The organism is Micromonospora sp. NPDC005174, from assembly GCF_040608495.1.
In the GTDB taxonomy this organism is placed as follows: Bacteria; Actinomycetota; Actinomycetes; order Mycobacteriales; family Micromonosporaceae; genus Micromonospora.
In genome coordinates, this window is record NZ_JBEXIJ010000002.1 from 78,930 (window position 1) to 92,937 (window position 14,008).

Consider the following 14,008-nt stretch of genomic DNA (forward strand, 5'->3'; position numbering starts at 1 on the left):
GCATACCTGAGGAGCTGACCGGCAGCGCACCCGTACCGTCGTCAGCGACGCCGCCCACGGCGGCTCGGAGCGGCGGCGCGCACCGGTGTGAGCGCGAGCGCCGTCCAGTGCGCCGGCCGGGTCAGCGTCCCCGGAAGGTCCGTGCGGGCGTCACCGCGCGCGGCGTCGAGTTGCGCCTGGTGCAGGAACAGCGTGGTCCGCAGGTCCGCGCCGCGCAGGTCGGCCCCGCGCAGGTCCGCGCCGGTGACGTCCGCCAGAGCGAGATCCACGCCGCGCAGGTCGGCGCCGATCAGCAGCGCGCCGCGCAGGTTGGCCCGGCGCAGGTCCGTCCGACGTAGGTCGACCCCGAGCAGGTGGGCACCCCGGCGGTCAACGCCCCCGGGAGCGCGCGCCGCGTCACCGGCGCGCGACAGCAGCGGGTTGACCCGGGCCCGGTGCGCGTCGACGTCCACGGCCCGCAGGCGCGTCGGATCGGCCTCGGTGAGCCCGGCGATCTCGGCGCGGGCGTGTTCGAGTTCGGCGCGTAGTTCGGCCGACGGATGCAGCGACACCGCCTCGGTCAGATACCAGAGCAGTTCGTGCAGCGGGCGCAGCACCCGGAACGCCTCGGCCATCGCCGGCAGGGTCTCCGGGGCGTCGCGCCAGTCCCGCCCACCGAAGGTGACCTGCGCGACCTGCTGCCCGGCACCGAAGCAGTCGAAGACGGCGCAGCCGACGAACCCCCGCTCCCGCAGGGTGGTGTGGATGCCGCAGCCGTGGTCCGGGCGCAGGTTCGGGCACGCCTGCCCGGCCGGCTTGTCGATGGCGAAGTCGGCCGACGCGGCGAAGGCCGGCACCACGCAGCACAACCCGAAGCAGCGCGCGCAGTCGGCGGCGAGGCGCGTCGACCCCGACGGCTGGGTGGGGTGCGTCGACACGGAAACGGTCCTCCTGGCGGTCGGGGCGGCGACCCCATTGTCTCGGAGAGTGGTCACCACCGCCCGGGCGGGGGTCACCGTCCGTGCGCGTCGCTGGCCGCCGCGGAGCGAGGATCGGGGGTACGCGGACCGCCCGGCGGCGGCACCAACCGGTGGATCTCCCGCTGCCCCTCGCCGTACTTCTGATCGAAGTGTCGGCGCACGGTGGCGGCCGGGGTGGGGTCCTCCTCGACGGGTTCCGCCAGCGCGAACACCGCCGGAGCGCCACCCGGGGCGCGCGGTGGCAGCACGGCCCGCACGGTCAGCGGACCGTTCACCTGGAAACCGCCGCAGTCGACGTAGTGCTGCCCGTCCACGCTGACGTAGGGCACCTGCATGGTGACCACGTCGGAGTCGTCATGGCGCAGCGTCACCGTGACCGACCAGTACCGTTCGAGGTTGACGGTCGCCTGCTCGTGCTCCCACAGCTCCTCGAAACGGGCGTGCACGAACCCGCCCCACGGGCTGTCCATGTCGACCTCGAGCTGGGGCACGTTGAACGACAGCTTCCCGATCGGGAAGAACGAGATCAGCGCCCGACTGTCCCACTGGTAGAGCTGGATGGACGGGGACGCGTCGTACAGGCGGACCTGCAACCGGTGCCGTAGCCGGGCGTCCAGGGTCTCCTGGAACAGCGTCAGGTGGCGCAGGTTGGTGCGGATCTGGCGTGGCACGTCCACCCGCTGCCGTTCCAACTCCTCCGAGCGCTGCTGGGCTGCCGTGCAGTCCGGGTCGAGCAGGAGCAACTGCACCTGCGCGCCGTTGGCGAGGGCCCTGCGCACCGCTCGCAGCGTCTCCTCGCGGTGCGTGTCCTCCAGCAGGATCGTCCAGGTGTCGAGGATGCGCACCCGGCGGGCGCAGCGGTGCAGCCGGGTCACGAACGCGTGCTGGTCGAAGCTCAGGTGCTCCTGCACCCGCGCCCGGCGCGCCTCCTCGAACAGCGGGTCAAAGATGACGTACGAGATGGCGGCGAGGACCACGCTGGAGCCGATGTTGAGCAGCAGGTCGCTGAGGAAGCCGCTGCTGCGCCAGGCGGCGAGCAGCATCACGAACGCGATGCCGAGCAGCGTCCCGCCGACGACGAAGGCACGTCGCTGTCGGCCGCCACCTTCGCCCCGACCTGCCCACTCGGGCATCCGGCCCCCTTTTTCGTCACGGCCCACCGAGATGCGGAGGATACGTGCCGGCTTTGCCGCTCGCTGTCCCTTTCGGGACCGGCAGTTTCGTCGGCTCGGCCCGCCGTACCGCTCTTAGGGTGACGGTATCGGAGTCGGGCGAGCGCGGAAGGTGACGGTGTGGACGACGTGGAACGCGAGAAGGCGCTGTTGAACGTTCTCAACACCGAGCACTACGCCCTGCAGACGTCCCGGTCCGGCACGATCGAGGAGGCCACCGGCCGCGCCACCATCTTCCTGTCCGTGCTGTCAGCGGCCCTGATCGGTCTCGGCTTCGCGGCCGGCAACGAGCAGGTGGTCCGGCCCTACCTGGGCGCGGTGCTGCCGATCCTGGTGATCATCGGGATACTGACCTTCCTGCGGCTGGTCGAGACCACCGTGGAGAACTCGTTGGACATGAGGCGGATCCAGCGCATCCGCGCCTACTACCACCACCGTCTCGCCAGCGAGCACGACTTCTTCGCCGACGCGGTGGCGTCCGAGGACAGCGCGGAGACGGCCCGGATGCTGGTCGGCATCCGGTCGGGGCGCTGGGAGTTGCTGCTCACCACGGCCGCGCTCGTGGGCGCGGTCAACGCGGCGCTGGTCGGGTCGGGCGTCGCCCTGGTGCTCGGCATGGTCGGGGACTGGCACTGGCTGATGGTCCTCGCCGGGGTGGCGGTCGCGGTCGCGGCGTTCGTGGCCCAGTTCCTCTACATCGTCCGGATGTCGAGGGGACGCCGGACCTGACGTCCCCTCCTTCCCGACGCCTTGCCGCTTGTCAGCGGGTCGGCCTGCGGACCCGGTGGCGGCGTACCGTCACCGAATGCGGATCATCCGGTTCACGCACTCCTGCGTCCGCGTCGAGCACGACGGCACGGTGCTGGTGATCGACCCGGGGACCTGGAGCGAACCGCGCGCGCTGGTCGGCGCGGACGCCGTCCTGGTCACCCACGAGCACACCGACCACGTGGACGTGCTGCGGCTGGCCGGGCTCGGCGTGCCGGTGTACGCCCCCGAGGGCGCCCGGCTGCCCGACCTCGCGCCGCTGCCGGTGACCCGGGTACGCGCGGGACAGCGCTTCACCGCCGCCGGCATCCCGGTCAGCGCCCACGGGGGCCGGCACGCCGTCATCCACGAGGGGCAGCCCGACTGCCCCAACCTCGGCTACCTCGTCGGCGACGGGCTGTACCACCCGGGCGACTCGGTGCACGTGCCGGACGAGCCGGTGCACACCCTGCTCGTCCCCGCCCAGGGATCGTGGCTACGCCTCGACGAGGCGATCCGCTTCGCCCGCGCGGTGGGCGCCGCCGCCGCGTACCCCATTCACGACGCGCAGCTCAACGACCGTGGTCTGGCCAGCGTCGCCGGCTGGTTCGCCGAGACCATCCCCGGCTACCGCCACCTCGCTCCGGGCGACACCGCCTGAGCGCCGGCATCGTCGTGGGTGGTCAGGGCACACAACGGCATCGACAAGCGTGTCGGTCGCGCTCATGTCGGGTGTGGCCCACGTCACGGTAGCTTCGGCGCGCGTCGACGTCCCCCGTCCGGCGCTGCCGAGGAGAGCGTCCATGACCACACCGCGCAGAGCCGCCACCGCCCTGACCGCCGTCCTGCTGCTGATCCTGACCGTCGCGGTCCCCGCCCAGGCCGCCACCCCGGCCACCAGGCCGCCGGTCTCCGGGGCGTTGGGCACCTACAACATCTCCGGGGTGTACGTCGCCGGAGTCTCCTCCGGTGGTTACCTGGCCACCCAGCTGCACGTCGCCTACTCGTCCCGGATCCGGGGCGCGGCGGTCTTCGCGGCCGGCCCCTACTACTGCTCCCAGAACACCGTCGCCCAGGCGCTCTACGGCTGCGGCGACAACCTGTACCCGACGAACGTGTCGGCCCTTGAGGCGTACACCCGGACGTGGGCGGCGTACGGCTGGGTCGACCCGGTCGGCAACCTGTCCGGCGACCCGGTGTACGTCCTGCACGGCGCCAACGACACCACCGTCAAGAAGTCCGTCACCGACGACCTGGTCCGCTACTACCAGCGCTTCGGGGCGAACGTGCGGTACGACAGCGGCTCCGCCGCCGGTCACGGGTGGGTCACTCCGTACGGCACGCTGGGGTGTACGGCGACCGCGTCACCGTTCCTCGACGACTGCGGCAGCGACCCGCAGAGCGCCCTGCTGCGCACACTGCTCGGCGGCGTGAACGCGCCCAACACCGCGGCGCTCGGCGGCACGCTCGTCCGGTTCGACCAGAACGCGTTCGCGGTCAACGGCCGGGCCAACGGGTTGAGCATGGACGCCAACGGTTTCGCCTACGTCCCGTCGGCCTGCGCGGGCGGGCAGTCGTGCCGGCTGCTGGTCGCCCTGCACGGCTGCGCCCAGGGGTACGGGTCGGTGGGCACGGCGTTCGTCGACCGCGCCAACCTCAACCAGTACGCCGACACCAACAACCTGGTCGTGCTCTACCCGCAGGCGAGCACCGCCCTGAGCAACCCGAACGGCTGCTGGGACTGGTGGGGCTACCTGGGCGCGACGAACTTCCCGATCAAGGGTGGCGCGCAGGTGGAGACCATCATGAACATGGTCCGCCGGCTGGACGGCTGAGCTGGGCGGCTGAGCTGGGTGGACGGCTGAGAGCGGTGCTGCCCTCAGCCCAGGAACAGTTGGACGAGCACCAGGACGGCGAGCAGCGCCCGCCCCCGAGCGCCCTGTCGCAGCAGGTCGACGGGGACCATCCCGAACGGCGTGTTGACCGTCGCGCCGCCGTAGTCGATCGGCGGGCGGGTGCCGCTGCGCCAGGCGGCGGCGACCACGCCGAGCGCCAGCGTCGGCGCGAGCCAGGTCGGGCCGGCATCGAGGGTCGGCAGACTCGGCAGGGTCAGCAGCCACCACAGGCCCGCGCCGACCGCCGGCACCACCACGTGGATCCCGCGCAGCGCCGCGTCGCTGCCGCCCAGTGCCCGGCGCAGGCCCGGTGACCGGCTGACCGCGCGCAGACCGCCGGTGAGCCGTTCGGTGGCGACGTAGGCGAGCACCACCTGCGCGGCGCCGGCCAACCCGGGCAGGGCGAGCGCGGCCGCGTACTGGACGCCGGCCAGTCCCGCCCAGATCAGCAGGGCGCTGGGGTGGCGGCGCAACCGGCGTACGTCGGCCTGGAGCAGTGCCCACCAGCCGGGGCCGGGCAGGAGGCGTCGGCTGCGGACCCGGCCGATGCGACGCCAGCGGCGGCTCTCGACGAGGCCGGTGAGCATGCTCGGGTCGAGCAGGATCGTGGCCGTCGCGCCGGCGTTGGCGAACTGCGCGCCGGTCGTCAGCGTGGCCCGGTCGACCCGGGGCAGCGCCCGCAGGGCGAGCACGGTGACCACGACCGCGAGCGGCACCCCGACGGCGACCAGCACGCCGGTCGGCAGTGTCGCCGGCCGGGGCAGCGCCTCGCCGAGGCGACCCGCGATCACCACCACCGCCGCGACGACGGCGGCCGCCACCAGCGGCGTTGCCCCGACAGCTGTCGGCCAGCGGCGCCCCGCCCGGCTGCTCTGGGCGACGACGGCGAGGGCGAGCGCGGCAGCGCCCCAGCCGGCGCCGGCCGCCGCGGCCCACCCCACGGCACCCAGGTCGGTGGCACCGCCCAGTACGGCCACGGCCACGCCCAGCAGCGCCGTGCCGGCCGCCGCGCCCACCAGCAGGACGCCGAGTCGCGGCGCGAGCCAGGCCTGCCGGTCGATCGGAGCGCTGGTCACCCAGCTCTGGGTCGCCGGGGTGACCAGCAGCGGGCCGAGCGCGCGCAGACCTCGCCAGGCAAGGCCCGCGCCGGCCAGCAGCGCGGCCACCGCCAGCCACCAGCGCACCCCCGCGTCGGCGCGGCCGACGGTGGGGGAGACCAGCATGTCGCGGCTGGCGCTGACCGCGAACCAGCCGTACATGCCCACGAAGAGCACGATGACGTACGCGTCGCCCAGCACGTCGCCCAGCGAGTGCTCGTGGTGCCGGCGGCGGGCGCGGCGCAGGTGCGTCCGTACCTGTCGGGCGCTCGGCAGCCCGGCGGGCGTCGGGGTGACCGTGGCCGGTGGGGCGCTCACCGGCCGATCTCGATCCGCTCGTCGACCACCGCGTCGATCAGTTCCGGGTCGTGCGAGGCCAGCAGGACGGCCGTGCCGGCGTTCCGCTCCCGGCGGAGCCGGTCGGCCAGCCACTGCCGGCCGCGCACGTCCAGCCGCTGCTCGGGCTCGTCCAGGATCAGCAGCCGGCGCGGGCGCACGAAGCACGAGGCCAGCGCCAGCCGGCGGCGCTGCCCGCTGGAGAGGGTCACCGGCAGTTGGTCGCGGGCCGGTTCCAGGCCCAGCTCGGTGAGCACCTCCTCGACCGGCTCGGCGTCGCCCCCGTGGGCGTACGCGACCAGTTCCAGGTGCTCGACCACGGACAGGTCGGGAAAGAAGTCGATGTCGTCCAGGGCGGCCGCGACGAGCGCCCGCACCTCGGGGTCGGTCTCGTCGGCGCGCCGGCCCTGCACCAGCACCTCACCGGCGTCCGGGCGGTCGGCGCCCACCACGCAGCGCAGCAGGGTTGTCTTGCCGCTGCCGTTGGGGCCGAGCACCACCGCGATCCGGCCCGCCGGCAGCGTGAAGGTCACGTCGTCGAGCACGACCAGGTTGCCGAAGTTGCGGCTGAGTCCCCGCACCGAGAGAGCGTCCACGGTCACACACTCTCCCAGACCCGCGCCACCGGCCACGACGAGCGATCGACATCACGCCGACCCGGTGGGACACACCGGTCAGGGGATGGCCGGCGGCACTTCGACGTCGTGTTCCAGGCGCTCGTCCGCGGCGGCCAGCGCCTGGTCGTCGTCGACCTCCTCGGCCACCGTCGCCGCGTCCGCCCAGAGCCGCCGCGCGTCCGTCGGGTCGCCCAGCGCGGCGGCGGCATCGCCCAGGTAGAGCAGGGTACGCCCCAGCCCCGCCGTGGGTCGGGTCTCGGCACGCAGCCGTCGGCTCTCGGCCAGCAGCTCGTACGCCGCCCGCGCCTGCCCCGGAGCGCTGGTCAGCAGCGTCGCACCGGCGTTGAGCAGCGCCGCCGCGCGACTGGTCGGGTCGTTGACCGACTCGTACTCGCGCAGGGCCGCCCGCCAGGCCTGCGCCGCGTCCAGGTGCTCGCCGAGGCTGGCGTGCACCAGCACCAGGTTGGTCAGCGCGGCCGCGTAACCGCGCGCGTCACCCACCGACCGGAACGTGTTCGCCGCCCGCACCAGGTGGCGGTGCGCGGTGTCCAGCTCACCCCGGGCCAACTGGGCCGCGCCCAGGCCCAGGTCGGTGAGGGCGTGCCCGGACCGGTCCGCCGACGAGCGGTGCCGGCGGGAAAGCTCCAGGTGCTCCACCGCGTCGTCGAGCTGCCCCAGGTCGAGCAGGGCCAGGCCGAGGTTCATCCGCGCCTGTGCGGTACCCCGACGGCCGCGTTCGGCCACCGCGAGGGTGAGCGCCGTCGCCGCGCCCTGCGGGTCGTGCCGACGCCGACGCAGCACGCCCAGCTCGTTGTGTGCCCACCCGGCGATCTCCGGACGGTCGTCGGCTGTCGGGGTGGCCAGCACCGTGCGGCAGACCTGCTCCCACTCGTCGAGCCGCTCGACGTGCGCGAACCACCCACACAGCGCCACGGCCAACCGGAACCACCACCGACGTACCCGCCGGGGCAGCGCCTCCGCCGCCCCGGCCGGCACCCGGACGACGGCCAGCAGCAGCTCCTGGTGCAGGTCGAACCAGCCGTACGGGTCGTCGTCGAGCGGCAGCGACCACTCCCGGTCCGGCGGTGAGCCGAGCACGGCCAGGTTGGCGGCGTGCCGTTCGGCGCGGCGGGCCAGGTGACGGGTCAACCGGGCCTGCGCGGCGACCCGGGAGCGGGCCGGATCGGCGTCGCGCAGGTGCAGCCGGGCGCTCGGCGCGAGCAGCGGGCGGATCTCGTACCGGTCGCCGGGCGCGCCGACCACGAACGCGGCGGCGGCCAGCCGGTCGAGCAGCGCGGTCACCCGCTCGGGGTGGCGGCGGGCCAGGGCGGCGATGGTCGGCCGGTCCACCGGGGCCGGGGTCAGGGACATCAGCCGGTACAGCCGACGCCCCTCGCGGGTCAACGCCCGGTACGCGGTGTCCCGCTCGGTGACCAGCTGCGCCGCGGGCGAGACGGCGACGCGCTGGTGCGGTGGTGTGCGTGCCGCGCGGCGCAGCGCGTCCAGCACGTCGGAGTGCCGCCAGCCGTGCTGGGCGGTGCGGTAGCCGAGAGCACGCACGATGCGGGGCTGCCGGCCGCACAGGTCGACGATCTCGCGTACCGCCGGGTCGGTGCGCGGGTCCGCGCGGCGGAGCCGGGCGGCGGGCGCGGCCCGGCCGGCGTCCGCGAACAACTCGACCGCCTCGTCCGGGCCGGGTTCGGCGATCCAGTGCTCCACCACGCCGCTGAGGCCGCTGAGCGTGGGCCCGCCGGCCAGCAGCAACCGGGAGGTGCGCGTGGTCGGTGGCAGCAGCGGCCGGACCTGCTCGGGTCGGTCGACGTTGTCGAGCACCAGCAGGATCTTGCGGCCGTCCAGCTTGCGGCGCAGCGCGGCGGCGGCGACCGCGAGGGCGTCCGGGCGGCCGGAGGTCGGCGGCGGGGTGCCCAGCACAGCGGCCAGCGCGGTGAGCACCTGCCGAGCGGACCGGGGACGACCACCACGGCGTAGGTCTAAGTGGTACTGCCCGTCCGGGAAGTCCTCCCGGCACAGGTTCGCGGCCTGTACGGCGCACGCGGACGTGCCCACCGCCCGTCGGCCGAGCACCGCCACCGCGTGCTCGCGGGCGAGCAGGTCGAGCACCGCCCGGACGTGTTCCTCGCGACCGGCGAACCCGGCCGTGTACGGCAGGTTGGGCACGTCGGTCGTCGGCGTGGTGACGACGTCGGTCGGTTCCGGGCCGGTCTGCCGCACGGCTCGCCGCCGTCGCACCTCGAACACCACGAAGCCCACGCCACCGGCAACCGCCAGCGCGATGCCGGCCGGGCCGAGGACGCTGGCCGCCAGCTCGGAGAGCAGGTTGCTGGCGAGGTTGCCGAGCACCCCGCTGACCAGCGTGCCGACCGCGATGAGCACCGGCCAGCGCGGCGCCCGGCCGTTGCCGCCGGGGCTGGTCACCGGACACCACCGGAGACCAGCCCGGCGACGAGCTGCCGCCGGGCGACCACCATGAGCAGCACCGGAAGCACTGAGGCGAGCACCGACCCGGCGGCCAGGATGCCGCTGTTGGACACGAAGCCGCGGCTCTGCCCGGCCAGCAACAGGGCGATCGGCGTGGCCTCCGGCCCACTGAACAGCAGCCCCACCGCCAGGTCGTTCCAGACCTGGACGAACTCCAGCACGGAGACGGCGATCACCGCCGGCAGGTTGTGCCGGGCCAGCCGGTGCAGGGTGCCCCACCAGCGCCGCCCACCGAGGCGCGCGCCCCGTACCTGCTCGGCCGGCAGGTCGGCGAACGCGTTGCGCAGCACCAGCACCGCGAACGGCACCCCCAACGCCACGTGCACCAGGGCCAGCCCGCGCGCGGTGCCGGAGGAGAGCACCGCGCCGAGTACCTCGTTGACCGGCCCGGCGATCACCTGCACCGGCACGACGGTGGCGGCCATCAGCAGCAGCCCGGTCGCCTGCGCGGCCGGCCCGGTCAGCCACGCCAGCGGGTACGCGGCCAGCAGCGCGACGAGCAGCACCGTGGCGGTGACGACCGTCGCCAGCAGCAGCGTGAAGCCCAGCGCCCGCCACAGCTCGTCGCCCCCGAGCAGCGCCGTGTAGGAGCCCGTCCCGGGCGGGGCCGACCACCAGCCGCGCGCGGCGGCGTCCACCGCACCGTGCGCCGAGGTCGCCACGAGCACCACGAGGGGGATCAGCCAGGCCACCGCGCCGCCCGCCGCGAGCAGCCGGAACAGTCGTCGCGGCGGCGTCGTGGGGGCGGGGTCGGGTGACGGCTCGACGCGGGGCGGCGGCCACGCCTGTCGGACGAAGAACGCCGCCACCAGCATCCCGGCGACCACCGCCACCAGCCAGACGACGCCGAGTGCGGCGCCCTGCCCGGTGGTGGTGCGGCCGGAGGTCTGCCAGACCTGCAACGCGAGCACCGTGGCGTCGTCGCGGACCGACCCGGGCGTCATGACGAGAATCAGGTCGAACGTCCGGCTGGTGCCGAGCGCCACCAGCGCGAACACCACCGCGACGGTACGCAGCAGCAGTGGCCGCCACTGCGCGTCCCACAGGACGTGTCGTCGGCCACCGCCATAGGCGCGGACCGCGTCGGCCAGGCTCGGCGGCAGCCGGTCCAGTGCGGCCCGGAAGACCAGCACGGCCAACCCCACCCACGCCCACACGAACGCCGACATCAGCGCCACCGTGACCAGGCCCCGGCCGAGCAGCTGCGGGGCGTCGTCGGCGGCGCGGCCGGTGAGTCGCGCCGCGAGCAGGGTGGCCACGCCACGCGTCGGGTCGGGGTCGTACATGAGCCGGAAGGTCACCCCGGTGACGACCAGCGGCAACGCGACCGGCACCAGCAGGATCAGGCGGACCAGACCGCCCTCCTGGGAGCGGCGGGACGCGACGGCGAACAGGTAGCCCAGCGCCGTCACCACCGCCGGCACCAGGACCGCCCACAGCACCGTACGGCCGACCACCGCGCCGGTGCCGGGCGCGGCGAGTGCGGCCCGGAAGTGCTGCGCGCCGACCCAGCGACCGTCGGTGGTGACGCTGGCGTGCAGCGTACGTAGCACCGGCCACAGCACCAGCGCGCCGAGCAGCACCGCTGCCGGCAGCAGCAGCGCGGAGGTCGCCCCGGCCGCCGGGTAGGCCCTGCCGCGTCGGGGCGGGCCGACGTCGTCGAGCACCGCCAGCTCGCCGAGCACCTTGACCTGGCTCATCGGCCACCATCCGCGTCGCGGGCCGCCGCGGCGAGCTGCCTGGTGGCCCGGCGTACCGCCTCGTCGGCCCGGACACCGTCGGTGACGTCGGCGAAGAAGTCCTGCATGATCGGCCAGATGCCGATTCCGTCGGAGCCGGTGAACGGCGCGGGCAGCTGGTCGGACAGGTCGAAGTGCAGGGTGTCGGGGCCGCGCATCTCGCGGGCGAGCTGGCGACGGACCGGGTCGGCGTAGTCGGTCAACGGGATCGTGGTGTTCGGCGACAGGTAGCCACCGGCGCGCAGCCAGGGGCGAAAGGCGTCGGCCCTGGTCAACCACTCGACCAGCTCCACCCCACCCCGGGCGTCGGCGAACACCACCGCCACGTCCCCGCCGACGATCAACGCGCCGCCACCCGCACCGGCGCTCGGAAACCGGAAGGAGACCGGAGTCTCGGCGCCACTGCGGAACCGGCCGACCACCTCGGCGGTGAAGTCGGCCTCGAAGACCATCATCGCCCGGCGGGAGTTGACCACCTGGATCACCGACTCCTCGTACTGGGTGAGCAGGGCGCGACGGCCGCCGCCGAGAAACGCCCCGTCGATGCTCCACAGCTCGGCGAGCCGATCCAGGGTGTCGCGCACCGCCCGGCCCTGCCAGTCGCCGTCCGACGCGGCGAGGGCGTCGTACGCCGCCGGGGCGAGGTCGGCCAGCACGTTCTCGAACCAGTCGGTGAGCACCCAGCCGTCCGCCGCGCCTATCGCCAGCGGCGCCGGACCGGCACCGCGCCGGGCGAGCGCGCCGAGACGGCGGGTCAGCGCGACCAGAGCGTCCCAACTTGTCGGCTGCTCGGGCAGCATCGAGGGCAGGTGCCAGACGAGAGACTTGTGCGCGGCCTTCACCCACACACCGAAGCGCTGCCCACGGGCCATCAGCAGGTCGCCCAGGCCGATGGGTACCGCGTATTCGGTCGAGGGGCGTACCGGCCGCAGCCACTCCCGCGCGGCGTACTCCGTGACCAGGCCGGGACGCGACATGATCGCCACGTCGGGGGAGGTGCCCGCGAGATGCCGGGCGCGCAGGAACGCGTCGATGTCGTTGCCGGCGCTGACCACGCGTACCGGGTGGGGATAGGTGGCCACGACGTCCCGGAAGCGGTCCAGCTCGCCCCCGGACCAGACCACCGCCACCTGCACCGATCGGCTGCCACCGGCACACCCCGCGACGGTCGCCGCCGTACCGGCCGCAGCGGCGCGCAGCAGCGCACGTCGGGTGACCCGGCCGCCCGGCGTCACCGCGGCACCTCGTCGGTCTCGGCGACCAGTTCGTGCCGCTGCGGGATCTCGGCGAGGGTGGCCGGGTCGGCGGTGCAGACGAGCGTGGCCACTCCCGGCGCGCCCGGCGGCGCCAGCCGGGGCAGCAGGTCACCGAGGCGGCTGCCGCCGGGCGGGTCCACGGGCAGGTCGACCACGAGCACCTCGGGCAGGCAGACCGCCGCCCGGGCCAACGCCACCCGGAAACGTTGGGCGTCGGAGAGCACGTGGGGCAGCAGACCCAGCGTGGGCGCCAGCTCCAGCCGGTCCACCACCGTCGCCGTCCAGTCGTCGGCCATCTCGTGCACCCGTTCGCGCTTGCGCTGGCCGTACTCGATGTTGCGGCGCACGGTGAGCTGCGGCAGCAGTGCCCCACCGGCGGGCACGTAGCCGATCTGCCGGCGCGGCGGCGCGAGCGCCGTGACGTCGCGGTCGCCGACCATGATCCGTCCGGTGACCGGGGCGGCCAGGCCGGCCAGCACGCGAGCCACGGCCGTGCCGACCCGCGGTGGCGCGACCAGGGCGACGGTGGCGCCGGACGCGACGTCGAGGGTCACCGGCCCGGTGCCGGGCACGGCGACCAGTGCGCGTACTCGTAACGTGGCCCTCACCTCCGGTGACCCCTGGTGCCCGTCCCAGGGTGGCACACCGTGCCGACAGTCGATGTCCCGCCGATCTTCCGGTGTGCACGTGGCGGCGGCTACCGGGTCGGGGCGTAGAGGGCGGCCAGGCCGGCGGCGGTGGCGGCCAGGCGGTCGCGGAGCGCGACCGGGCTGAGCACCTCCACGTCGGCGCCGAGGCGCAGCAGATCGCCGTGGGCGTGGGTGAGCGACTCGATGGGCAGGACAGCTGTCACCCAACCGCGAGCGTCGGGTGGTCCCGCACTGGCGTCCACGGCGGACACCACCGGATCACTGCCGATCTCCCGCAGCCGGTCCCGGCCGGCGGGGGACAGGCGTACGGTCGCCTCGTCCTGGTGCAGTTGGGCGCGGAACCGCACCACGTGCTCCCGCCACCAGGCCGGCAGGTCGAAGTCGGCCGGCCTGTCGAACTCCTCGGCCAGCGGGGTCAACGCGAGGATCTGGTTGACCCGGTAGGTCGCCGGCTCGCCGCGGCCCGGTCGGGCGGCCACCACGTACCACCGGCCGCCCTTGAGCACCAGGCCGTACGGCTCCAGCACCCGGGTCACCTCACCCCGCCAGCCCCGGTAGCGCACCCGCACGCGCTGCTGCCGCCAGACGGCCTCGGCCGTGCGGGCCAGCTCCGGGGAGGCGTCGCCGTCGGCGTACCAACCGGGGGTGTCCAGGTGGAAACGCTGCTGGAGTTGGGTGGCCCGGTCCTGCAACGGCGCCGGCAGCGCGGCGTGCAGCTTGAGTCGCAGCGCCGCCACCACGTCGCCGTAGCCCAGCTCGTCGGCGGGGCCGGGCAGCCCGGCCAGGAAGAGCCGCTCGGCCTCCTCGGCGGTCAGGCCGGTCAGGCGGGTCCGCCAGCCGTCGACGAGCTGGTAACCGCCGGCGTGCCCGGCCTCGCCGTAGAGGGGAATGCCGGCGGCGTGCAGCGACTCGACGTCGCGGTAGATGGTGCGGGGGGAGACGGACAGCCGCTCGGCGAGTTGCGCGGCCGTCAGTCGGCCGTGCGACTGGAGCAGCAGCAGGACGGAGAGAAGTCGGCTGGCCCGCACTTCACTGACACTA

12 protein-coding genes are annotated in these 14,008 nt (G+C 74.5%); 3 read left to right on the plus strand and 9 right to left on the minus strand.

What is annotated here, in order from left to right; translation table 11 throughout:
* Positions 1 to 41: 41 nt before the first annotated feature.
* On the minus strand, positions 42 to 917 hold the full coding sequence (locus ABZU91_RS02475) for a pentapeptide repeat-containing protein (protein ID WP_355233172.1): 876 nt from the start codon (positions 915 to 917) through the stop codon (positions 42 to 44).
* Between the two features lie 74 nt (positions 918 to 991).
* On the minus strand, positions 992 to 2,092 hold the full coding sequence (locus ABZU91_RS02480) for a DUF5919 domain-containing protein (protein WP_355233173.1): 1,101 nt from the start codon (positions 2,090 to 2,092) through the stop codon (positions 992 to 994).
* A 159-nt stretch (positions 2,093 to 2,251) separates the two neighbouring features.
* Here ABZU91_RS02480 and ABZU91_RS02485 point away from each other — a divergent pair, with 159 nt between their 5' ends.
* The 3 genes from ABZU91_RS02485 (at position 2,252) to ABZU91_RS02495 (ending at position 4,713) form a co-directional block, all read left to right on the plus strand.
* Entirely contained in the window at positions 2,252 to 2,860 is a 609-nt protein-coding gene (locus tag ABZU91_RS02485) for a hypothetical protein (protein WP_355233174.1), read from the plus strand.
* 76 nt (positions 2,861 to 2,936) lie between these two features.
* Complete coding sequence (locus ABZU91_RS02490; RefSeq protein ID WP_355233175.1) at positions 2,937 to 3,539, plus strand: MBL fold metallo-hydrolase; 603 nt, start codon at positions 2,937 to 2,939, stop codon at positions 3,537 to 3,539.
* A gap of 142 nt (positions 3,540 to 3,681) precedes the next feature.
* Positions 3,682 to 4,713, plus strand: coding sequence for a PHB depolymerase family esterase (locus ABZU91_RS02495; protein WP_355233176.1), 1,032 nt, complete (start codon positions 3,682 to 3,684; stop codon positions 4,711 to 4,713).
* A gap of 44 nt (positions 4,714 to 4,757) precedes the next feature.
* On the opposite strand, the gene ABZU91_RS02500 is transcribed toward ABZU91_RS02495, so the two are convergent.
* From ABZU91_RS02500 to ABZU91_RS02530, 7 genes are all read right to left on the minus strand, one after another.
* The gene (locus ABZU91_RS02500; RefSeq protein WP_355233177.1) at positions 4,758 to 6,188 is read right to left on the minus strand and encodes a DUF6297 family protein; all 1,431 of its coding nucleotides are present in this window, start codon (positions 6,186 to 6,188) and stop codon (positions 4,758 to 4,760) included.
* Positions 6,185 to 6,808, minus strand: coding sequence for an ABC transporter ATP-binding protein (locus tag ABZU91_RS02505; RefSeq protein ID WP_355233178.1), 624 nt, complete (start codon positions 6,806 to 6,808; stop codon positions 6,185 to 6,187). The genes ABZU91_RS02500 and ABZU91_RS02505 overlap by 4 nt, the downstream gene beginning before the upstream one ends.
* Before the next feature lie 72 nt (positions 6,809 to 6,880).
* Entirely contained in the window at positions 6,881 to 9,259 is a 2,379-nt protein-coding gene (locus ABZU91_RS02510; RefSeq protein WP_355233179.1) for a tetratricopeptide repeat protein, read from the minus strand.
* The gene (locus tag ABZU91_RS02515) at positions 9,256 to 11,022 is read right to left on the minus strand and encodes a hypothetical protein (RefSeq protein WP_355233180.1); all 1,767 of its coding nucleotides are present in this window, start codon (positions 11,020 to 11,022) and stop codon (positions 9,256 to 9,258) included. The genes ABZU91_RS02510 and ABZU91_RS02515 overlap by 4 nt, the downstream gene beginning before the upstream one ends.
* A complete protein-coding gene (locus ABZU91_RS02520) occupies positions 11,019 to 12,296 on the minus strand; it encodes a hypothetical protein (RefSeq protein WP_355233181.1) in 1,278 nt (425 codons plus the stop codon). The genes ABZU91_RS02515 and ABZU91_RS02520 overlap by 4 nt, the downstream gene beginning before the upstream one ends.
* Complete coding sequence (locus tag ABZU91_RS02525; protein WP_355233182.1) at positions 12,293 to 12,925, minus strand: ATP-binding cassette domain-containing protein; 633 nt, start codon at positions 12,923 to 12,925, stop codon at positions 12,293 to 12,295. Before ABZU91_RS02525 ends, ABZU91_RS02520 begins: the two co-directional genes overlap by 4 nt.
* Before the next feature lie 89 nt (positions 12,926 to 13,014).
* Complete coding sequence (locus tag ABZU91_RS02530; RefSeq protein ID WP_355233183.1) at positions 13,015 to 13,995, minus strand: WYL domain-containing protein; 981 nt, start codon at positions 13,993 to 13,995, stop codon at positions 13,015 to 13,017.
* Positions 13,996 to 14,008 lie beyond the last annotated feature (13 nt).

What these genes read in the sequence shown, in the direction of transcription:
- ABZU91_RS02480 (WP_355233173.1), bottom strand. Translation starts at nt 2,092, where the DNA reads ATGCCCGAGTGGGCAGGTCGGGGCGAAGGTGGCGGCCGACAGCGACGT.
- ABZU91_RS02490 (WP_355233175.1), top strand. Translation starts at nt 2,937, where the DNA reads ATGCGGATCATCCGGTTCACGCACTCCTGCGTCCGCGTCGAGCACGAC.
- ABZU91_RS02495 (WP_355233176.1), top strand. Translation starts at nt 3,682, where the DNA reads ATGACCACACCGCGCAGAGCCGCCACCGCCCTGACCGCCGTCCTGCTG.
- ABZU91_RS02515 (WP_355233180.1), bottom strand. Translation starts at nt 11,022, where the DNA reads ATGAGCCAGGTCAAGGTGCTCGGCGAGCTGGCGGTGCTCGACGACGTC.